Below are 19,448 nucleotides of genomic sequence, written 5' to 3' on the forward strand. Positions count from 1 at the left end.
GCGCCTGTTTTTATTTTCGGGAAAATACCCGGGTTAAGGTTTTCCCGATTTTGAAAACCGCCCTCCTCATAGCTCGGTAGCTTTGCAACTTCTCAACAATACCTAATGAAACAATACTTATTTTCCACGCTGGCAATATGCGCCGTGCTATCCTCAGTATCCTGTAAAAAAGATGATGATAAGTCTTCCGACCCGTCAGTAAAACCTTATACAGTTCCTGCCACTTACAATTTCAATAACGCGCAGTTCAGCCGCTCCAATCAACTGGTAAAAATGACAGTTGAGGCAGATGCTTATCTGAAGACCGCCAATACGGGCAGCAGTGTTGTGACACTGGATCAGGGCAAGCTCGACAATATGTTCGTGAACAGTGGCAATCCCTTTTCCAGCACCGCTTTAAATGCTTCCGGCATCAATCTTAACAGCTTCAGCGCCGATGCTGCATTGTACAAATCATATGCGGACAGCGTGCTGATCTATAACAACGGAACCACAGCAAGTGCCGGTACAGGCGGATTCGTAACGCGCGGATCGAATAAAATCATCGTCGGACCACGTGGATTGGAGTATGGACAGGCATTTGTAAAAGGCATGATGGGTGCGCTCTATTTTAAAGAAGCAGTACGCCTTCTGACAGAAGTTAAATCCGTAAAAGCTGCAGATACGGCAACGGCTCAATCCAAATGGGACGAAGCATTTGGCCACCTCGGAGTTCCTGTGAATTACGATTCGGCTACTGTATACGCCAGCAGCGACACCAATCGTCCGTTGCTCTGGGGCGGATACCTTGCCGAAAGAGGTAAAGCTATTCAGGCCGGCGGAACGATATTCCAGGCTTTCCTTACCGGACGCGCGGCAATCGGTGGATACGATGCTACGGTTCGTAATCAGCAGGCAGACATTATCCTCGCAAAATGGGAACAACTCGCCGCAGCAGCTGCATTGAACTATGTAACGGCCCCAACAGCTTCTTCCGCCGTTGGAAACTATGGCACCCAGTTGCATGCTTTGTCCGAGGGTTTTGGCTTTGTTGCCGCATTGAAATACCGCCCTGCCGGCAGCAAATTGTCTGCAGCCGACTTCCAGACGCTTAACACAATCATGCACAAAGACTTTTATGACCTGTTGTCGCAGCCGGGCTTTACAGACCTGGTAACCGCTCAGAATATCCTGAAAAACACATATGGTCTGTAATCACCGAAACAATAACTAATGCTGATATAAACAGCGCCGGTATATCAAAATACCTGCGCTGTTTTTCTGCTTAAAGCGATAGCCGTACTTTTGCAGTCCCAAAACAATCGATCATGAGATCATTCTTCCTCCTCCTTTCTTTTGCAATACTGTCTGTCAGTTGTTTATTCCTGTCCTGCAACAAAGACAAGAAAACAGGTGACAACAATAATAATACCAACGGATTTGATAAAACGGCTATGCTTACACAGTATGCCGATCAGCTCATCATACCTGGTTACCAGAAAATGCAGGAGCAGGTATCAGCGTTGCAAACTGCATCGGAGGCATTTATCAGCACGCCTTCGGCCACAACCCAGAATGAGCTCAAAACTGCATTCACAGCGGCTTACCTGCAATATCAGCGGGTAGCGGCTTTCCAGTTTGGTCCCGCAGAAACAGCGTTGCTGGATGCCTACGTGAATTATTCGGGCGGACTCGATTATAATTTCAACACTGATGGCGAGCTTACCGGATTTTCTGTGGACACTGCCACCATTGAAGCCAACATCAGTTCTGGCTCATACACGCTTACCGAACCTACAAGAAAAACCTTTTACGCACAGGGCTTTCCTGCACTGGGCTATCTGTACTTCGGAGACAATGCTGTTACCCGGCTCGACAGTAAACGTGCCGCCTATATCCGCAGCCTTACCGACCGCCTGAAAGCACTCACGGATAAAGTGAGCGGCGACTGGAACGCTTACAGAAGTACGTTTATCAGCAATACACAGACCAATGTCGGAAGCCCTATAGGCAACCTGGTGAATCAACTTGCCTACCAGATGGACATTCTGAAAGGGCCCCGCATCGGCTGGCCTTTCGGGAAACAATCAAATGGGGTTGTTTTTGCTACAAAATGTGAAGGTTATTATGCCGGCATTTCGGTGGCACTCGCAGTGGAAAACCTCAGCAGCCTCCGCAAATTGTACACTGCCGGGAATAGCGGTAAAGGTCTTTCGGATTACCTCGTGGCGCTGAATCAGGGCACGCTCAACTCGGACGTATTATCCCAATTTGATGCTGCCATTGGCAAACTGAGTGCTATACCGGACCCTTTGTCCCAATCACTGACCACGCAGACCGCCGCTGTGGATGCTGCGTACAAAGAAATCCAGAAATTACTCACGCTGCTGAAAACGGATGTTGCTTCCGCCACCGCGGTGCAGATAACGTTTATGGATAACGACGGCGATTAAGACTCTGCCTATGTTTTCTTCCGGCAGCATTTCCCGACCGGCTCTTTTCAAACCGGTTCCCATAGCTCCTCTTGTCAGTTTCCGGATCGCTTTTGGATTGCTGATGTTCCTCAGCATCCTGCGTTTCTGGTACCGGGGATGGGTAAGTGCTGTGTACATTTTACCCAGGTTTCATTTCACGTATTTCGGCTTTAGCTGGATCAGGCCGCTGCCCGGAATCGGCATGCACCTGGTTTTCTGCTGTATGGCAATAGCGGCATTATGTCTTACACTGGGCTGGATGTACCGCAGCGCCGCAGTATTGTTTTTCCTGACGTTCACTTACGTGGAACTCATCGATGTCACCACCTACCTGAACCATTATTACTTTATCAGTCTGGTCGCATTCTGGATGATCTGGCTGCCTGCAAACCGCTCTTACTCGCTGGATGTATGGTTCCGACCGGGCTTAAAAAAAACAATGGTACCGGCATGGACGATCGGTATTATCCGCTTTCAGATGGGCGTGGTCTACTTCTTTGCCGGAATTGCCAAGTTAAATCCGGACTGGATGCTACATGCTATCCCCATGAAGATCTGGCTGCCGGCCAAGACGCATCTGCCGCTCGTAGGGCGCTTTATGTATGAAACCTGGGTGGCGTACCTGTTTTCATGGTTCGGAGCGATCTACGATCTGTTCATCGTGTTTTTTCTCTGGAACAAACGGACAACACCTTACGCGTATTGCTTCGTGGTGCTATTCCACGCCGCCACCGCTCTCTTCTTCCCGGGCATCGGGATGTTTCCCTACATTATGATCGTGTGCAGCACTATTTTCTTCCCGGCCACAGCGCACGAACGCTTCCTCTCAAAACTTCCCTTCTATAAAAAAGAAGAACAACCAACTATTTTCCGGTATCAGAAAGAAAAACTGATTCATAAAATCCTGCTCATTTACGTGCTGCTACAGTTGCTGATCCCCATGCGGTACCTGCTCTATCCGGGACATCTGTTCTGGCATGAAGAAGGCTACCGGTTTTCCTGGCGCGTGATGCTGATGGAAAAATCAGGTGCCACATTCTTTTATGTGCAGGACCGGAACGGGCACCGCCAGGAAGTGAATAACGCCGCATTTCTCACGCCTTTACAGGAAAAAATGATGAGCACGCAACCTGACCTGATTTTGCAGTATGCCCATTTCCTCGCTGAAACGTACAGGCAACGCGGTGTGGAACATCCGGAAGTGTATGCCCAGATATATGTGGCTTTAAATGGTGCGCGCTCGCGGTTATTTATCGATTCAGCGGTAAACCTGGCCGCACAACCCGTAAGCCTGCAACACTACAAATGGGTTCTGCCCTATTAATGATAAAAGACGCTCCCCCTCTGATGAAATTTTTTACGCTACTTATTCTCTGCTTCTGTACCGCAATACAATTACACGCGCAGAAGTCCTTTTCCCTGAGCGGAACCGTTCGCTTCGGCGACGATCCGGTTGCGGAAGCGCTTATATACCTGTATCCCGACTCATCAAAACAGGTGACCAGCGATAACGGATTTTTTCATTTCGGTTCCCTGCCGGCCGGCAATTACCAGCTGAAAATCATCACGGCGGATTATGGTGAATTATTCAGAAAAGTAAGCGTTGAAAATAAGAACGTAAAGCTTGATATAGACCTGGAAGAAGGAAAATCCATCCGGCTTAAAGGTATAGAAGTACGATCCGGCAACGAACTGGTATCGGGTAAGCTGAACGATGTCTCGGGCACCTCAATTTACGCGGGAAAGAAAACCCAGGTGATACACCTTAAAAACCTGAACGCAAACCTTGCCACCAACAATACGCGTCAGATTTACGCACGCGTTCCGGGTCTGAACATATGGGAATACGACAGGGGCGGTTTGCAACTGGGCATCGGCGGACGCGGCTTAAGCCCCAACCGGTCTTCCAATTTCAATATCCGTCAGAACGGGTATGATATCAGCGCAGACGCACTGGGATATCCGGAAAGCTACTACACGCCTTCTTCCGAGGCGGTAGACCGCATTGAGATCATCCGCGGCGCGGCGAGCCTGCAATACGGTCCGCAATTCGGCGGACTCACCAATTTTGTAATGCGCGAGGGACCGAAAGAAAAGAAATTTGAATTCACTACGCGCCAGACTGCCGGCTCCTTCGGATTTTTCAATTCATTCAACAGCATCGGAGGTACTATCGCCAAGAAAAAACTGAATTACTACGCGTTTTATCAATACAAAAAAGGCGACGACTGGCGCCCCAACAGCCATTACGACCAGCACAATGCCTACATTCATCTTGCTTACGAACTGACGCCTAAACTGAAGATCACCGGCGAATATACTTTCATGCACTACCTGGCCCAGCAACCGGGAGGACTTACGGATGCGCAGTTTGAGCAGGATGCATCCCAGTCGGTCCGCAAAAGGAACTGGTTTACGGTAGACTGGAACCTGATCAGCGTGAGCGCAGATTATACGATCAACCAGCACACCCGCATCAACCTGCGCAATTATACGCTTCAGGGAGGCCGGGACGCCCTGGGGATACTCTCCTACATCAACCGGCCTGATCCCGGGGGAAACAGAGACTTGCTTTCCGATCGCTATCACAACTTCGGCTCGGAACTCCGCTTTATCCACCAATACCGGCTGTTTGGAAAAGAATACAGCACCATCCTGCTGGGCACGCGGGCTTACAGTGGCCTTACCATCCGCAAACAAGGAGATGGCGATGCCGGCAGCGGCCCCGCTTTCAGCTTTACCGGAACGGAACCGAGTGAATCCGATTACCGCTTTCCGGGACTGAACCTTGCCGGATTTGCCGAAAATATTTTTCAGATCAACAAACACTGGAACATTACTCCGGGTATCCGTATTGAGCATATCAACACCAAAGCGGAAGGCTACTATTACAAAACCAACATCTTCGTAGCGAGCCAGAAAATCACCGAGTCGAAGGAAAACCCGCGCTCGTTCGCCTTATTGGGTATCGGAAGCTCCTGGAAATTTGATAACGGGACCGAGATCTACGGAAATATTTCCCAGAACTACCGGTCGATTAATTTCAACGATATACGCGTGGTGAATGCAAATGCGCGTGTGGATCCCAATCTGAAGGACGAAACCGGATATAATGCAGACCTGGGTTACAGGGGTACTTACTGGGGATGGCTGTATGTGGACGCAAGTGTATTCTACCTGAAATACAATGACCGTATCGGCTCGATATTCACCCGCGACACAAACTTCATGACATACCGCTTACGCACAAACGTGTCTGACAGCCGAAACCGGGGACTCGAATTACTCGCAGAGGGCAATATCCTGAAAGCGCTGACGCATGGTAAATCCAAATATAAGCTGAATGTGTATGTCAACTATTCGCTGATCAGCGCACGGTATATCAACACAAAAAATACCGCAATAGCCAACAAACTCGTAGAGAACGTTCCTCCGTCTTTATTGAGGACGGGTATTTCTTTCGGATCGCCCCGCTTCAACATCACCTGGCAATACTCCTACCAGGCAAAACAATATTCAGATGCCACCAACACCGAGATTACGCCGACCGCTGTAGACGGCGCGATTCCCGCATTCAGTGTAATGGACCTGAGCCTCAGTTACAACTGGCGGCACTTCACCATCTTTACCGGTGTGAACAACCTGCTGAACGCGAAATATTTTACCAGGCGTGCAGATGGGTATCCGGGTCCGGGCATTATCCCCGCAGACAGGAGAAATATTTATTGCACATTACAATTCAAGTTGTAACCCCCTCCGTTTTACCGATATTTCCCCGACATCCGGCTATTGAAACACAATAGCTTACGCTTTCTTGGGTGCATTTCTGCCGAAAAAGTGATTTTACTTTAGTACTATGTAATGCATAGTACTAAAACTCTTGTAGCTTTGCATCAAGAAGATGGCGTTATGAACGTAGACAACACACAGAGCCAGATGCGTAAGGGAATCCTCGAATTCTGCATCCTTTCGGTTATCCGGCGCAAAGAAGCATATCCCTCGGATATAGTGGAAGAAATGCACCAGGCAAATTTCCAGATACTGGAGGGGACCTTGTACCCATTGCTCACACGACTGAAAAATGCCGGGATGCTGAGCTATCGCTGGGTCGAAAGCAGCTCCGGACCGCCGAGAAAGTATTTCTCGCTTACAGAGCAGGGACTGCAGTTCTACGATGAATTGCAGCACACTTGGCAGGAACTTCAGCAGGCAGTAAGCATTATCACCCAAAAACAATCCTAACACCACTCTTAAAAAAACTTTTATGAACCGAGTAATACATATCAATTTCCAGGGCAGCGTGATTCCTATCGAAGAGTCTGCTGCAGATCTGCTGCGCCAATATATTGCAGACCTCCGCGCTTATTTTGCTCCGGAAGAAGGCTGCGACGAGATCATCGGTGATATCGAAAGCCGCATTGCGGAACTCTTTCTGCAGAAATTAAAAAAAGGTGCGGCATGCATCACCGATGCGGATATGAGGGAAATCATGGCGGGCATCGGCATGCCGGCCGATCTGGAAGCTGCTGCAGCGGATCCTTCCGAAAAGCAGTCTGCTCATTCCGGCGGGCAATCCAAGAATCAGCGGCAATCCGGACCTTCTGCAGCAAACGAACGGCTTTTCCGGGCTGCAAATGATAAGATCTGCGGTGGTGTTGCCGCGGGTATTGCTTATCATTTCAATATTGATCCGGCCATTGTACGCGTTCTTTTCGTATTCAGCATGTTCGCCGGTTTCGGGATTGCAGTTTACCTCGTCCTCTGGATCGTATTACCGAAGCGGGATATATGGCCCAATGAAGACAACCGCCGCCGTTTGTTCCGGAATATGGAGGATAAAAAGATTGGTGGCGTTGCAAGCGGCATAGCGGCGTATTTTGATATTGCAGTGTGGATCCCGCGCGTATTGTTCCTCGCACCACTCATCCTGGCACTCATAGACAGCCGTCTGGATTTCTTTGACGGATTTACGGACTTTATATTCCCGGGATTCGGCGGCTCTTTATTCGTACTGTACTTTGTATTGTGGGCAGTGGTACCGGCCGCGAATACCGCCGCACAAAAGCTGCAGATGCGTGGAGAAAAGGTAGATCTTAATTCTATACAGAAGACAGTCAATGAAGAGCTTGAACAACTGAAGACAAGGGCTGAGCGCTGGGGAAAAGACGCCGGCAGACGTTTCCAGGACAAAGCACGTGAAATGCAGCAGGATCTGTCCGGCACTACCCGCAATTTCTACCAAAATGCCCAGGAAACGGGACGTCGTGGTGCGAAGGGTGTCGGTTACGGTCTGGGTGTATTTGCCAAAGTAATTGCTTATGGTTTGGTTTTGCTGATAACGGTGGCGTTGCTGTTATCATTCGGCGGATTATTCACCGGTATGGCGGCGGGCCACCAGCTGATCGACTATCTTCTGATAGACGAAACCGAAAAGAACCTGCTCTGGGGAGTGATCGTGTTGCTGATCGGTGTACCGGCACTGGGATTACTGATATGGCTGGTGAAAGCGCTGCGTGGAGTTCCCGGCAATAAATACACCAGCTACGCCTTTACCGCTTTACACGTGATTGGCTGGGGTTGCCTGATCTATCTCGTAATTCTTTTCAGTAAACATTTCCAGTCGCATGCCCGCGAAACAGAAGACATAGCCATTACACAACCGAGCAAAGCGAGACTGTATCTGCGCGTGGATAATGCCGACGCAACTGAAGATATTATCGACGGGAAACACGATTCCCGCTGGCCAAAGCTCAATAATTCTGAAGACACGGTACTGGCACGCAATCTGCGGATCAAAATCATAGAGAGTAAAGATTCGCTTTTTCACCTGAGGCTTGTACGGTTAGCCAATGGAGCCAACATGAACGAAGCAAGAGCGCATGCCGCGGCTATCCGCTTCCCGATACATCAGAATGACACCATATTGTATCTGCCGAAGTACCTGCGCTACCCGAAAAAAGATAAGTTTTATGTACAGCAGGCTTTGTTGCTGGTAGAACTGCCTGCGGGTGCAAAAATGATCCCCGACTCAAAAATCCAGGATTACGACTGGAACGAGATCCGTGTCAATACAGGTGCCGGCTTTTCCTTCGAAGATCATGAAAGTGACGAAGACCATGACTGGAAATGGGATGAAGAAAATGAGGTAAGGGAAAACAATAAAGAAGAATAGCTGACTGAGCTATTCCCGTATAAGCAGAAAGGCACTGATACCGGTATCAGTGCCTTTTTACTTTCACAAAAAAAGCGCGACAATGATGCCGCGCTTTTACTATTATAGCAGAACTATTTATTCGTAATGACCCGAGTTTAATTCGCCGTTAGCTTTCTCTGCGGCTTCAATGCCTTCAAAAGAAGATAAAGGCTCACCTTTACCCTTACGCACCCAGGTAGTATGCTCGAAATGTGCAGAAGGCTTGCCGTCAGCAGTGGTAATGGTCCACCCGTCATCGCCCTGGTTAACATTACGCGTTCCGAGGTTGATCATAGGTTCGATTGCCAACACCATATTTTCTTTTAATCGTTTACCATCTCCGCGGCGACCATAATTCGGCACCTGAGGATCTTCATGCAGGTGCTTACCCACGCCGTGACCTACCAGTTCGCGAACCACGCCGTAGCCATATTGCCCGTTTGTATAATTTTCCACTGCAAAGGAAATATCGCCCACGCGATTACCATCTGCGGCCTGTGCAACTCCGCGGTATAAAGATTCTTTAGTGACACGCAGCAGTTTCAGCGTTTCGGCTGCTACATTACCAATCGCAAATGTATAGGCAGAATCCCCGTGGTAACCATTCATGTACACACCGCAATCCACCGAGATGATATCTCCATCCTGCAGCACGTAGTCGCTTGGGAATCCATGCACAACATGTTCGTTTACACTGATGCAAAGAGAGAAAGGGAAAGCGTTGTTCCTGGGTCCGTAACCTTTAAAAGAAGGAACGCCACCGTTGTCGCGGATGAATTGCTCCGCCATCTGATCGATAGACAAAGTGGTGATACCTGGCCTTAAAAAAGTTGCCACCTGTGTTAAGGTGGCACTTACCATTAAGGCGCTCTTTCTGATTATTTCAATTTCTTCTTTAGACTTGATATGTATCATTATTCTTTTATGCTTTATACAGTTGACGGAGCAGCAGTACGACCCATAATACGGCCGGACTTCATCATACCGTCATAATGACGCATCAGCAAATGACTTTCGATCTGTTGCAGGGTATCAAGGATTACCCCTACACCGATCAGCATGGAAGTACCGCCGAAGAAGCTGGCAAAACCTGCGGTTACACCGAGCAGGCTTGCGATACCAGGCAATACACCGGCCAGAGCAAGGAATACGGCTCCTGGCAGTGTGATACGATCCATGATCGTTGCAATGAAGTTAGCAGTAGGCTCTCCAGGTTTAATACCCGGGATAAAGCTGTTATTACGTTTCAGGTTGTCCGCCATTTCAGTCGGGTTGAAGATCAACGCGGTGTAGAAATACGTGAATGCAATAACCAATACGGCAAAAATGAAATTATGCCAGAAAGACGTCGGCTCAGCCAAGGCTCTCATGAAACCGCCTGTCGCGCCTTCTTTGCTCATATTGGCAAAACCAACAATCGTACCAGGAATAAACAGGATCGCCTGGGCAAAGATGATCGGCATTACACCGGCAGAGTTTACTTTCAGAGGAATAAAGTCGCGGGAATTTCCGGTGATATCACGTGCAGCGTCTGTGCTGCCGATGATACGGCGGGCATAGTTCAGCTGGATCTTACGTACACCCTGTGTGAGCAGGATCAGACCAACAATCACACCGATGAACGCTACGATCTCCGCCAGGAAGATCAGCAGACCACCACCACCGCTACCGCTTTGGGCGGTAAACTCCTGGATCAGGGATTCAGGCAGACGGGCAAGGATACCCACCATGATGATAATAGATGTACCGTTACCGATTCCTTTATCAGTGATCTTCTCACCCAGCCACATAACGAACAGGGTTCCGGCTGTAAGCACCACAACTGTAGTAAACCAGAACAGGAAACTGCTGTACTGAGGCACCAGCGCCTGAGCGAACTCAGGACCACGCAGATAAGCGACGTAAGCACTTGCCTGGAAAACAGTAACCACTACGGTGAGATAACGGGTATATTGATTGATCGTACGACGACCGCTTTCTTCCTTCTGCAGTTTTGCGATCTGGGGGATAACGATACCCGCCAGTTGCATGAAGATAGAAGCCGAGATATACGGCATTACACCTAACGCGAAAATGGAGGCACGACTGAACGCACCACCTGCAAAGGCGTTGAATAATCCGAGAAGACCTTCGGGACCGCTACCAGTCTTTTGATCAAGGATAATAGGGTTGATACCCGGAAGTGTGATATAACATCCGATACGGTATACGAGAATCAGGCCAAGGGTATACAGAATACGCTTACGAAGCTCTTCGATGCTCCAGATATTCTTGAGCGTGTCAATAAATTTCTTCACTGTATTTAAATAATAAGGTGATGCAGCTAAAAACTAAAATGCGAATAAACGACAAAAGACGCACTTTTACAAATGCGTCTTTTTGAAAGTTTATTTATTAAATAATTTCAACAGTACCGCCTGCCGCTTCGATTGCTGCCTTAGCTTTTTCGCTGATAGCATTCACTGCGAATTTCAGGTTGGTTTTGCTGATCTCACCATGACCAAGAACTTTAATCATAGCTGTCTTGTTTACCAGACCGCTGATATAAAGATTTTCAGGAGAGAATTCTTCGAAACTGTATTTTGCGATGATACCGTCCAGTTGACCCAGGTTGAACACCACATACTCAACACGGTTGTTGTTTTTAAATCCGCGTTTTGGCATACGGCGCTGGATAGGCATCTGACCACCTTCGTGACCTTTTTTGGATTGATAACCGGTACGTGCTTGCTGACCTTTGTTACCTTTTCCGGAAGTAGAACCTCCGCCACCTTCACCGCGTCCTACGCGTTTGCCTGATTGAACGGAACCCTGAGCAGGTTGTAAATTGTGTAATTGCATTGTTATTGATTTTTAAACTTGCGCGGAATCGTAAACCGCTCGCAAATTGATGAAAAAACGATTACTTAACTTCTTCCACTTTAACCAGGTGGCTTACAGTACGCACCATACCCAGAATTGCAGGTGTAGCTTCAACTTCCACGGATTTGTGCAATTTTCTGAGACCTAAAGCGATCAGCGTACGCTTCTGAAATTCAGGGCGATCAATTCCGCTTTTGATTTGAGTAACTTTAATTTTTGACATAATTTTATTTTTTGGGGAAACAGAAAGAACGGGGCTTTCAATTATCCGTTAAATACTTTTTTCAGGCTGACGTTACGTTGTTTTGCTACGGCAACAGGCTCGCGCAATTTGCTCAGTGCCACGATCGTAGCTTTAACCACGTTCTGAGGATTAGCAGAACCCAGAGATTTGGAAAGAATATCGGTTACACCAACTGCTTCCAGTACCGCACGCATGCTACCTCCGGCAATTACACCGGTACCGTGTGCTGCAGGGCGGATCAATACTTTCGCTGCGCCTTCTTTAGCAAACTGGTCGTGAGGAATCGTTCCGTTCATGATCGGAACTTTGATCAGGTTTTTCTTAGCGTCGTCGATACCTTTGGTAATTGCTTCCTGTACCTCTTTCGCTTTACCCATTCCCTGTCCAACGATTCCGTTACCGTTACCTACCACAACAAGTGCAGAAAAGCTGAAAGCACGGCCACCTTTGGTTGTTTTTACCACGCGATTGATCGCAACCACTTTCTCGTGCAGTTCCAGATCTCCCGCTTTTACTCTAGTTAATTTTGTCTTAGACATTTCTTTGTGGATTATTTTAACTGAAGTGAGGGGCTTAACCTCATTCCTTCATTTGTATTAAAGATGAAAATTAGAACACCAGACCTCCTTCGCGTGCACCATCAGCCAGCGACTTAACGCGACCATGATACAGATAACCACCACGATCAAATACACAGGTTTCAACACCTGCAGCTTTTGCCTGCTGTGCCAGAGATTTACCTACCAGTGCAGCTTTCTCAGATTTAGTACCGCTTGCCGCAGCAATATCCTTCTGACGGGAGTTTGCAGAAGCCAGAGTAGTACCGGTTGTATCATCAATCAGCTGAGCGTAGATATCGCTGTTGCTGCGGAATACTGACAAACGGGGCTTTTGAGTTGTGCCGGAAATTTTGGCACGGATACGCCAGCGGAGTTTTTGGCGGCGAACTACTTTTTTATCTAATGACATTTTATTTCGTTTTTGTACGGGCTTCGCAATGCGAGCTACCGATTTTTTAATTTTATGAAGAGGACAGTCGCTTATGCAGCGACTGCCCGTTTATACAAACTATTTACCAGCAGATTTACCAGCTTTACGGCGCACCACTTCATTCATGTAGCGAACACCTTTTCCTTTGTACGGCTCAGGTTTACGCAGGCTACGCAATTTTGCAGCTACCTGACCCAGCAATTGCTTGTCGATAGACTCCAGAGAGATAGTTGGGTTTTTACCTTTTTCAGCTGTTGCAGAAGCTTTGATCTCTTTAGGCAACTGGAAAATGATGTTGTGAGAGTAACCCAGCGCCAGGTCGATTTCCTGACCGGTTACTGTAGCACGGTAACCTACACCGACCAGTTCCAGATCTCTTTTAAATCCTTCAGTAACACCGGTAACCATGTTGGCGATCAGAGAACGGTACAGACCGTGCAAAGCACGATGACGGATCTGATCTGTAGGGCGGGTGATAGCGATGTTGCCATCCTGCTCTTCAATCTTGATATCGCGGTCAATAGCGAGTTTCAGTTCGCCTTTAGGACCTTTTACAGTTACTTCGTTTGCAGGAGAAACGCTCAGCGTAACACCTTTCAACGGGATTAATTTTTTGCCTATACGTGACATGTTTGTTGTTTTATATTTTTATAAAATGTTGCCTGACCGGTCAGCCTGTATAGGGGTGAGCTTAATGTATCAGGACTTTGATTTATCTTAGAATACGTTACACAGAACTTCACCACCAACGTTCATAGCACGGGCTTCTTTATCGGTCATCACACCTTTGGAAGTAGAGATGATCGCGATACCGAGACCATTGTGTACACGGCGGATATCAGCAGGTTTTGCATACTGACGCAAACCGGGACGGCTTACTCTTTCCAGAGCACGGATAGCCGGCTCTTTAGTAGCAGCATCATATTTCAAAGCGATTTTGATAACGCCTTGTTTGTTGTCATCCTCAAATTTGTACTTAAGGATATAACCTTTATCGTAAAGGATCTCAGTGATACGTTTTTTTACGTTTGAAGCAGGAATCTCTACGATACGGTGTTGAGCCATCTGCGCGTTACGGATACGCGTCAAGAAGTCTGCAATAGGATCTGTAACCATTTTTGTTTGTTCTTGTTTTTAAATGAATTGTTACTGGTTTCGGCAGCAATTAAAACTGCGACCTTGAAACTAATTGAAAGCGCTGTTATTACCAGCTTGCTTTCTTAACGCCCGGAATTTTACCATCCAGTGCCATGTCGCGGAATATGTTACGGCAAATACCGAAGTGACGCATAAATCCTTTAGGGCGACCTGTCAGCTGACAACGGTTTTTCAGGCGAACCGGAGATGCATTTTTGGGCAGTTTGTCCAAAGCAGCATAATCTCCTGCAGCTTTAAGCGCAGCGCGTTTTTCGGCGTACTGAGCCACCATTTTCTCGCGTTTGCGTTGGCGTGCTTTTACTGATTCTCTAGCCATAGAATATATTAGTTGTTGTCTTTTTTAATGTTTTTGAACGGCATTCCCAGTTCTTTCAACAGTTCGTAAGCTTCTTCGTTGGTACGGGCAGTGGTCACGAAAGTGATGTCCATACCGCTGATACGGTTTACTTTATCGATGTTGATCTCAGGGAAGATGATCTGCTCGGTAACACCCATGGTATAGTTACCACGACCGTCGAAAGATTTTTCGTTGATACCTTTGAAATCACGTACACGTGGCAGGGATACTGCTACGAAGCGATCCAGGAAATCAAACATATTCTCACGGCGCAATGTAACGCGGCAGCCGATCGGCATTGCTTTACGGAGCTTAAAGTTGGAGATGTCTTTTGTAGACAGTGTGGGAACTGCTTTCTGACCGGAAATGTTTGTCATTTCGTTCAATGCGTCATCGATGAGCTTTTTGTCAGAAGTAGCGCCTTTAACACCCTGGTTCAAACAGATTTTCACCAGGCGGGGACACTCCATAACGGTTTTGTATCCAAACTTTTTCATCAAAGCCGGAACAACCTCGCTTTTATATTTAGCTTGTAATCTTGGGGTATATTTTGTCGTTGCCATTATTTAATTACCTCCCCTGTTTTTTTGGAAATACGAACGAATGAACCTTCTTTTCTTTCACGTTTAATGCGAACGGGTGCTTTGGATTTAGCATCCCACAGCATCACGTTAGAGATGTTGACAGGAGCCTCTTGCTTCACAATACCACCCTGAGGGTTTTGTGCGTTCGGCTTCAGGTGTTTCGTAATGATGTTTACACCCTCAACCAGCACCAGGCCTTTGCGAGGATACACAGCCTGAACCACGCGGGGCTGGCTGCGGTCTCTATCATCACCGGCGATCACAACTACGCTGTCGCCTTTTTTGATATTGAATTTAGGTTGAAATCTCTTTTTCACTGCTTATAATATTAAGGTTGCTGCACCTTCGATTTTCCAAACGGGCTGCAAAGGTACAACATAAAATTTACAATACCTCAGGGGCGAGGGAAACAATTTTCATATATCCCTTATCGCGCAATTCACGTGCCACAGGGCCGAAGATACGGGTACCGCGTGGGTCGTCGGAATTGTTCAGCAGTACCACCGCATTGTCGTCGAAATTGATGTATGAACCATCTTTACGACGCAATTTGTTTTTAGTACGTACGATTACTGCTTTCGATACGGTTCCTTTTTTCATGTTACCGCCCGGGATGGCATCTTTTACGGTAACAACGATTTTATCGCCAATACCGGCATAAGCTTGCCCTGAATTTCCCAACACACGGATGCAAAGCACTTCTTTTGCACCACTGTTGTCGGCTACACTGAGCCTGGATTCTTGTTGTATCATCTTTAAATAAGATTACTTAGCTTTTTCAATAATTTCTACTAAACGCCAGCATTTATTTTTGCTCAAAGGGCGTGTTTCCATAATGCGCACCACATCACCGATACCGGCTTTGTTTTCTTCGTCATGCGCCATGAACTTAGTCGTTTTTTTAACGAACTTACCGTATATCGGGTGCTTTACTTTACGCTCAACAGTAACTGTGATGCTTTTGGTCATCTTGTCGCTGCTAACGATTCCGATACGCGATTTTCTACTTTTTCTTACTACCGTAGTTGACATCTCTTTAAAAGATTATGTTTTTAAATACCTGCTTTTCTTTTAGTTTGCTCAGTTTTCAGTCGAGCGATTTCGCGACGGAGTGAACGGATAGTCAGCGGGTTTTCTATCGGATTCACGGCATGGCTGAATGACAACCTGCTCAGTTGTAATTCTGTCTCTGCTATCTTATCGGCCAAGCCCTGATTATCGAGTGAGCGATAATCTTCTTGTTTTGCTTTTTTTGCCATTGTTATGCGTTTATTAAGAACGGGATCTGATCCCACTTAGTTTAAATTGATATGGTAAGCTTCCTGTGAGGGAGTACTGTTTATGCGATTACGCTTCAACGAAGTCTCTGCGAACTACAAATTTCGTAGCGATAGGCAGTTTCTGAGCTGCGAGCGCCATAGCTTCCTGAGCAACTTTCAGCGGTACGCCTTCGATTTCAAACAAGATACGTCCTGGTTTTACTACAGCTGCCCAGTATTCAAGGCTACCTTTACCTTTACCCATCCTTACCTCTGCAGGCTTTTTGGTGATCGGCTTATCAGGGAAAATACGGATCCAAACGTTACCCTCACGTTTCATATGACGGGTCATTGTCTGACGAGCCGCTTCGATCTGACGGTTAGTGATCCACTTAGGCTCCAGGGCTTTCAGTCCGAAAGAACCAAATGAGATAGTGGCTCCACGCTCTGCGTTTCCTCTGATCCGGCCTTTGTGGGCTTTCCTGTGTTTTGCTTTTTTTGGTTGTAACATGGTTACAATATTTTATTAAAGTGTAGTCTACAATGTTTCTGATTCAGAGCAATATTTTAGTTGCGCGGTGCTCTTCCTCCGCGACGGTCTCCAGAAGGCTTTCTGTCACCGCGTCCGCCACCTCTGCGGTCATCGCCGCTGAAAGCACCCGGACGGTTGTTGCTGCCTTTGGATTCTGCACCGGCTGCAAAGTTCGGATTCAACTCACGTTTACCCAGAACCTCACCTTTACAGATCCATACTTTGATACCGATTTTACCATAAACGGTCAATGCGAATACAGAAGCATAGTCGATATCCATACGGAATGTATGCAGTGGCGTACGACCTTGTTTGAATTCTTCGGTACGAGCGATCTCAGCACCACCCAAACGGCCACCAACTTTAATTTTGATTCCTTCAGCACCCATTCTCATAGCAGTGGTAATTGCCATTTTGATAGCGCGTTTGAAGCTGACACGGCCTTCCAGCTGACGGGCAATCGTTTCACCAACGATCATCGCATCGAGCTCAGGACGACGGATCTCCATGATGTTGATCTGAACGTCATCCTTATGTGTCAATTTTTTCAGTTCTTCTTTGATACGGTCTACTTCCGTACCTCCTTTACCGATGATGATACCGGGTTTGGAAGTATGGATGGTAACAATCAATTTTGCTAGGGTGCGCTCGATAACAATACGGCTGATGCCGCCTTTGTTGATGCGTGCTGCCAGGTAAGTACGGATTTTATGATCCTCTACCAGTTTCTGGCCGAAGTCCTTTTTCTCGCCATACCACATAGAGTCCCATCCGCGGATGATACCTAACCTGTTACCAATAGGATTTGCTTTTTGACCCATTCTACTTTATATTAATGAATGTTGAATTAATTAGTTTTGATTTGTTTGGTTACGTCCATCCACAACAAGAGTGACATGGTTGCTGCGTTTACGCAGGCGATAAGCACGGCCCTGAGGAGCAGGGTTCATGCGTTTCAGCGTACGGCCACCATCCACGTAAATGGTCTTTACATACAAATTCGCTTCGATCACATCGGCACCTTCATTTTTCATTCTCCAGTTTGCGATGGCACTCAACAAGAGTTTTTCCAACGGCACGGAGGGATGCTTCGGGCTGAATTTCAATGTGTTCAAAGCTTGTTCTACATTCATTCCACGGATCAAATCGGCCAACAGGCGCATCTTACGCGGAGACGTAGGTTGATTTCTTAAGCGAGCTACAGCTTCCATTTTCTATAGAAATTGTTCTTTATTAATGAGGCATTCCCAGAAGGCAAATGCCGATGTTATTTGAATATATTTAGGTATTGTGCTTATTTGCTGCCACTATGACCTTTAAAGTTACGTGTAGGAGCAAATTCGCCTAATTTGTGACCCACCATGTATTCGGTCACATAAACGGGGATGAATTTGTTCCCGTTGTGTACGGCAAATGTCTGTCCTACAAAGTCCGGTGTGATAGTAGAACGGCGACTCCAGGTTTTGATTACTCCTTTTTTGGATTTGCCTTCTGCCATTGCCAGAACTTTATTTTCCAGCTTCACATCTACGTAAGGTCCTTTACTGATTGAACGAGCCATTGTGTAAATTTTGTATTTTAATGCAGGGCCGCGTAAACGGCCACTGCGTTATGCTTTGTTATTAAAGTTTTTTACCGTTTTTGCGTTGGATGATCAGTTTATCTGAACCCTTTTGTTTACGGGTTTTTTCACCTTTAGCATATTTACCGTTACGGCTGCGTGGATGTCCTCCGGAAGAACGTCCTTCACCACCACCCATCGGGTGATCTACAGGGTTCATCGCAACACCACGAACGCGTGGGCGGATTCCTTTCCAGCGGTTACGTCCGGCTTTACCCATAGACTGCAGACCGTGGTCACTGTTAGAAACAGTTCCTACAGTTGCCATACAGTTGATCAGCACTTTGCGCAGTTCGCCTGAAGGCATTTTCAATACAGCATATTTCTCTTCCTTGTTCGCCAGTTGTGCATAAGTACCGGCAGAGCGCGCGATAGAACCACCACGACCTGGTTGCAGCTCAATGTTGTGAACGGTAGTACCCAGCGGCATGTTTTTCAGCAACAGTGCATTACCCACTTCAGGAGCAACAGCATCACCGCTTAATACGGTAGTACCTACTTCCAGACCCTGAGGTGCGATGATATAACGTTTCTCACCATCCGCATAAGCCAGCAGCGCGATGAACGCTGTACGGTTCGGATCGTACTCGATTGTTTTTACTGTTGCAGGGATATTCTTTTTATCGCGTTTGAAATCTACGATACGGTATTTTGTTTTGTTACCGCCGCCGATATAACGCATTGCGCGACGACCTTGAGCGTTGCGACCTCCCGTTCCAGGAAGTGCTTCCAGCAAGCTTTTCTCAGGTACGTTTGTAGTGATTTCAGCATAAGCATTGCCTACTCTCCAACGGGTTCCGGCTGTAACCGGTTTATATTTACGTAATGCCATTGTTTTTCTTTTTTTTGTTCAGTCGCCTTGAGAGCTTCTTTACTTTTTTAATTACATGGAGAAAAGATCGATCGATTCACCTTCTGCCACAGTAACAGTTGCTTTCTTGTAGGCAGATTTCATACCACTGAGCAGACCGGTTTTGGTCATGCGGTTCTTTTGTTTACCAGGAACCACGGAAGTATTTACGTCGGTAACTTTCACGTTATAAAAAGCTTCTACCGCTTTTTTCACTTCCAGTTTATTAGCCTTTCTGTCTACCATGAAGGAGTAGCGGCGTGCGCTTTCCATCTGGGAGTTTGCCTTTTCGGTCAGAAGCGGCTTGATTAATACGTTAGCAGGTTTCATATTCCTTTTTATTTCGTATGCTCTCGAAAATTATT

26 protein-coding genes are annotated in these 19,448 nt (G+C 47.0%); 6 read left to right on the forward strand and 20 right to left on the reverse strand.

Features of this window, described 5'->3' with window-relative positions:
* Positions 1 to 105 precede the first annotated feature (105 nt).
* The 6 genes from ABD846_RS05120 to ABD846_RS05145 all read left to right on the forward strand — a co-directional run bounded on the left by ABD846_RS05120 (position 106) and on the right by ABD846_RS05145 (position 8,625).
* Complete coding sequence (locus ABD846_RS05120) at positions 106 to 1,194, forward strand: DUF4856 domain-containing protein (RefSeq protein WP_344823368.1); 1,089 nt, start codon at positions 106 to 108, stop codon at positions 1,192 to 1,194.
* A 113-nt stretch (positions 1,195 to 1,307) separates the two neighbouring features.
* Entirely contained in the window at positions 1,308 to 2,432 is a 1,125-nt protein-coding gene (locus ABD846_RS05125) for an imelysin family protein (protein WP_344823370.1), read from the forward strand.
* A 10-nt stretch (positions 2,433 to 2,442) separates the two neighbouring features.
* Positions 2,443 to 3,777, forward strand: coding sequence for an HTTM domain-containing protein (locus ABD846_RS05130; RefSeq protein WP_344823372.1), 1,335 nt, complete (start codon positions 2,443 to 2,445; stop codon positions 3,775 to 3,777).
* 23 nt (positions 3,778 to 3,800) lie between these two features.
* On the forward strand, positions 3,801 to 6,203 hold the full coding sequence (locus ABD846_RS05135; RefSeq protein ID WP_344823375.1) for a TonB-dependent receptor domain-containing protein: 2,403 nt from the start codon (positions 3,801 to 3,803) through the stop codon (positions 6,201 to 6,203).
* Between the two features lie 138 nt (positions 6,204 to 6,341).
* A complete protein-coding gene (locus ABD846_RS05140) occupies positions 6,342 to 6,695 on the forward strand; it encodes a PadR family transcriptional regulator (RefSeq protein ID WP_344823378.1) in 354 nt (117 codons plus the stop codon).
* 22 nt (positions 6,696 to 6,717) lie between these two features.
* Complete coding sequence (locus ABD846_RS05145) at positions 6,718 to 8,625, forward strand: PspC domain-containing protein (protein WP_344823381.1); 1,908 nt, start codon at positions 6,718 to 6,720, stop codon at positions 8,623 to 8,625.
* A gap of 117 nt (positions 8,626 to 8,742) precedes the next feature.
* On the opposite strand, the gene map is transcribed toward ABD846_RS05145, so the two are convergent.
* The 20 genes from map to rplW form a co-directional block, all read right to left on the reverse strand.
* Positions 8,743 to 9,561, reverse strand: a complete 819-nt coding sequence (gene map, locus ABD846_RS05150; protein ID WP_344823384.1) for a type I methionyl aminopeptidase — start codon at positions 9,559 to 9,561, stop codon at positions 8,743 to 8,745.
* A gap of 14 nt (positions 9,562 to 9,575) precedes the next feature.
* Positions 9,576 to 10,943 (reverse strand): preprotein translocase subunit SecY, encoded by a 1,368-nt coding sequence (gene secY / locus ABD846_RS05155; RefSeq protein WP_344823387.1) that lies wholly within the window; start codon positions 10,941 to 10,943, stop codon positions 9,576 to 9,578.
* Between the two features lie 97 nt (positions 10,944 to 11,040).
* Entirely contained in the window at positions 11,041 to 11,487 is a 447-nt protein-coding gene (rplO, locus tag ABD846_RS05160; protein WP_344823390.1) for a 50S ribosomal protein L15, read from the reverse strand.
* Positions 11,488 to 11,548: 61 nt separating this feature from the next.
* On the reverse strand, positions 11,549 to 11,731 hold the full coding sequence (gene rpmD / locus ABD846_RS05165; RefSeq protein ID WP_344823392.1) for a 50S ribosomal protein L30: 183 nt from the start codon (positions 11,729 to 11,731) through the stop codon (positions 11,549 to 11,551).
* Between the two features lie 41 nt (positions 11,732 to 11,772).
* Positions 11,773 to 12,291, reverse strand: coding sequence for a 30S ribosomal protein S5 (gene rpsE, locus ABD846_RS05170; RefSeq protein ID WP_344823394.1), 519 nt, complete (start codon positions 12,289 to 12,291; stop codon positions 11,773 to 11,775).
* Positions 12,292 to 12,361: 70 nt separating this feature from the next.
* On the reverse strand, positions 12,362 to 12,721 hold the full coding sequence (gene rplR / locus ABD846_RS05175; RefSeq protein WP_344823396.1) for a 50S ribosomal protein L18: 360 nt from the start codon (positions 12,719 to 12,721) through the stop codon (positions 12,362 to 12,364).
* Positions 12,722 to 12,820: 99 nt separating this feature from the next.
* Positions 12,821 to 13,372 carry a 50S ribosomal protein L6 gene (gene rplF / locus ABD846_RS05180; RefSeq protein ID WP_344823398.1) on the reverse strand — a complete coding sequence of 184 codons (552 nt, stop codon included), beginning with the start codon at positions 13,370 to 13,372 and terminating at the stop codon, positions 12,821 to 12,823.
* 87 nt (positions 13,373 to 13,459) lie between these two features.
* A complete protein-coding gene (gene rpsH, locus ABD846_RS05185; protein WP_344823400.1) occupies positions 13,460 to 13,858 on the reverse strand; it encodes a 30S ribosomal protein S8 in 399 nt (132 codons plus the stop codon).
* Between the two features lie 88 nt (positions 13,859 to 13,946).
* A complete protein-coding gene (gene rpsN, locus ABD846_RS05190; protein WP_344823402.1) occupies positions 13,947 to 14,216 on the reverse strand; it encodes a 30S ribosomal protein S14 in 270 nt (89 codons plus the stop codon).
* An 8-nt stretch (positions 14,217 to 14,224) separates the two neighbouring features.
* The gene (gene rplE, locus ABD846_RS05195; protein WP_344823404.1) at positions 14,225 to 14,800 is read right to left on the reverse strand and encodes a 50S ribosomal protein L5; all 576 of its coding nucleotides are present in this window, start codon (positions 14,798 to 14,800) and stop codon (positions 14,225 to 14,227) included.
* Positions 14,800 to 15,138: a 50S ribosomal protein L24 gene (gene rplX, locus ABD846_RS05200; protein ID WP_344823406.1), complete on the reverse strand. Its 339-nt coding sequence runs from the start codon at positions 15,136 to 15,138 to the stop codon at positions 14,800 to 14,802. The genes rplE and rplX overlap by 1 nt, the downstream gene beginning before the upstream one ends.
* Before the next feature lie 67 nt (positions 15,139 to 15,205).
* Complete coding sequence (gene rplN, locus ABD846_RS05205; protein WP_344823409.1) at positions 15,206 to 15,574, reverse strand: 50S ribosomal protein L14; 369 nt, start codon at positions 15,572 to 15,574, stop codon at positions 15,206 to 15,208.
* Positions 15,575 to 15,586: 12 nt separating this feature from the next.
* Positions 15,587 to 15,853, reverse strand: a complete 267-nt coding sequence (gene rpsQ / locus ABD846_RS05210; RefSeq protein WP_344823412.1) for a 30S ribosomal protein S17 — start codon at positions 15,851 to 15,853, stop codon at positions 15,587 to 15,589.
* A gap of 20 nt (positions 15,854 to 15,873) precedes the next feature.
* Positions 15,874 to 16,080: a 50S ribosomal protein L29 gene (gene rpmC, locus ABD846_RS05215; RefSeq protein WP_344823414.1), complete on the reverse strand. Its 207-nt coding sequence runs from the start codon at positions 16,078 to 16,080 to the stop codon at positions 15,874 to 15,876.
* Positions 16,081 to 16,168: 88 nt separating this feature from the next.
* Entirely contained in the window at positions 16,169 to 16,591 is a 423-nt protein-coding gene (rplP, locus tag ABD846_RS05220; RefSeq protein ID WP_344823417.1) for a 50S ribosomal protein L16, read from the reverse strand.
* 56 nt (positions 16,592 to 16,647) lie between these two features.
* On the reverse strand, positions 16,648 to 17,433 hold the full coding sequence (rpsC, locus tag ABD846_RS05225) for a 30S ribosomal protein S3 (protein ID WP_344823420.1): 786 nt from the start codon (positions 17,431 to 17,433) through the stop codon (positions 16,648 to 16,650).
* A gap of 30 nt (positions 17,434 to 17,463) precedes the next feature.
* Positions 17,464 to 17,823, reverse strand: a complete 360-nt coding sequence (gene rplV, locus ABD846_RS05230; RefSeq protein ID WP_344823424.1) for a 50S ribosomal protein L22 — start codon at positions 17,821 to 17,823, stop codon at positions 17,464 to 17,466.
* Between the two features lie 83 nt (positions 17,824 to 17,906).
* Positions 17,907 to 18,173, reverse strand: a complete 267-nt coding sequence (gene rpsS, locus ABD846_RS05235) for a 30S ribosomal protein S19 (RefSeq protein WP_344823427.1) — start codon at positions 18,171 to 18,173, stop codon at positions 17,907 to 17,909.
* 61 nt (positions 18,174 to 18,234) lie between these two features.
* A complete protein-coding gene (rplB, locus tag ABD846_RS05240) occupies positions 18,235 to 19,065 on the reverse strand; it encodes a 50S ribosomal protein L2 (RefSeq protein ID WP_344823429.1) in 831 nt (276 codons plus the stop codon).
* Between the two features lie 51 nt (positions 19,066 to 19,116).
* Positions 19,117 to 19,413: a 50S ribosomal protein L23 gene (rplW, locus tag ABD846_RS05245; protein WP_344823432.1), complete on the reverse strand. Its 297-nt coding sequence runs from the start codon at positions 19,411 to 19,413 to the stop codon at positions 19,117 to 19,119.
* Between the last annotated feature and the right edge of the window lie 35 nt (positions 19,414 to 19,448).

This window comes from Rurimicrobium arvi, assembly GCF_039540495.1.
Lineage (GTDB): Bacteria > Bacteroidota > Bacteroidia > Chitinophagales > Chitinophagaceae > Rurimicrobium > Rurimicrobium arvi.

What these genes read in the sequence shown, in the direction of transcription:
- ABD846_RS05120 (WP_344823368.1), top strand. Translation starts at nt 106, where the DNA reads ATGAAACAATACTTATTTTCCACGCTGGCAATATGCGCCGTGCTATCC.
- ABD846_RS05125 (WP_344823370.1), top strand. Translation starts at nt 1,308, where the DNA reads ATGAGATCATTCTTCCTCCTCCTTTCTTTTGCAATACTGTCTGTCAGT.
- ABD846_RS05130 (WP_344823372.1), top strand. Translation starts at nt 2,443, where the DNA reads ATGTTTTCTTCCGGCAGCATTTCCCGACCGGCTCTTTTCAAACCGGTT.
- ABD846_RS05135 (WP_344823375.1), top strand. Translation starts at nt 3,801, where the DNA reads ATGAAATTTTTTACGCTACTTATTCTCTGCTTCTGTACCGCAATACAA.
- ABD846_RS05145 (WP_344823381.1), top strand. Translation starts at nt 6,718, where the DNA reads ATGAACCGAGTAATACATATCAATTTCCAGGGCAGCGTGATTCCTATC.
- map (WP_344823384.1), bottom strand. Translation starts at nt 9,561, where the DNA reads ATGATACATATCAAGTCTAAAGAAGAAATTGAAATAATCAGAAAGAGC.
- rplO (WP_344823390.1), bottom strand. Translation starts at nt 11,487, where the DNA reads ATGCAATTACACAATTTACAACCTGCTCAGGGTTCCGTTCAATCAGGC.
- rpmD (WP_344823392.1), bottom strand. Translation starts at nt 11,731, where the DNA reads ATGTCAAAAATTAAAGTTACTCAAATCAAAAGCGGAATTGATCGCCCT.
- rpsE (WP_344823394.1), bottom strand. Translation starts at nt 12,291, where the DNA reads ATGTCTAAGACAAAATTAACTAGAGTAAAAGCGGGAGATCTGGAACTG.
- rplR (WP_344823396.1), bottom strand. Translation starts at nt 12,721, where the DNA reads ATGTCATTAGATAAAAAAGTAGTTCGCCGCCAAAAACTCCGCTGGCGT.
- rplF (WP_344823398.1), bottom strand. Translation starts at nt 13,372, where the DNA reads ATGTCACGTATAGGCAAAAAATTAATCCCGTTGAAAGGTGTTACGCTG.
- rpsH (WP_344823400.1), bottom strand. Translation starts at nt 13,858, where the DNA reads ATGGTTACAGATCCTATTGCAGACTTCTTGACGCGTATCCGTAACGCG.
- rpsN (WP_344823402.1), bottom strand. Translation starts at nt 14,216, where the DNA reads ATGGCTAGAGAATCAGTAAAAGCACGCCAACGCAAACGCGAGAAAATG.
- rplE (WP_344823404.1), bottom strand. Translation starts at nt 14,800, where the DNA reads ATGGCAACGACAAAATATACCCCAAGATTACAAGCTAAATATAAAAGC.
- rplN (WP_344823409.1), bottom strand. Translation starts at nt 15,574, where the DNA reads ATGATACAACAAGAATCCAGGCTCAGTGTAGCCGACAACAGTGGTGCA.
- rpsQ (WP_344823412.1), bottom strand. Translation starts at nt 15,853, where the DNA reads ATGTCAACTACGGTAGTAAGAAAAAGTAGAAAATCGCGTATCGGAATC.
- rpmC (WP_344823414.1), bottom strand. Translation starts at nt 16,080, where the DNA reads ATGGCAAAAAAAGCAAAACAAGAAGATTATCGCTCACTCGATAATCAG.
- rplP (WP_344823417.1), bottom strand. Translation starts at nt 16,591, where the DNA reads ATGTTACAACCAAAAAAAGCAAAACACAGGAAAGCCCACAAAGGCCGG.
- rpsC (WP_344823420.1), bottom strand. Translation starts at nt 17,433, where the DNA reads ATGGGTCAAAAAGCAAATCCTATTGGTAACAGGTTAGGTATCATCCGC.
- rplV (WP_344823424.1), bottom strand. Translation starts at nt 17,823, where the DNA reads ATGGAAGCTGTAGCTCGCTTAAGAAATCAACCTACGTCTCCGCGTAAG.
- rpsS (WP_344823427.1), bottom strand. Translation starts at nt 18,173, where the DNA reads ATGGCTCGTTCAATCAGTAAAGGACCTTACGTAGATGTGAAGCTGGAA.
- rplB (WP_344823429.1), bottom strand. Translation starts at nt 19,065, where the DNA reads ATGGCATTACGTAAATATAAACCGGTTACAGCCGGAACCCGTTGGAGA.
- rplW (WP_344823432.1), bottom strand. Translation starts at nt 19,413, where the DNA reads ATGAAACCTGCTAACGTATTAATCAAGCCGCTTCTGACCGAAAAGGCA.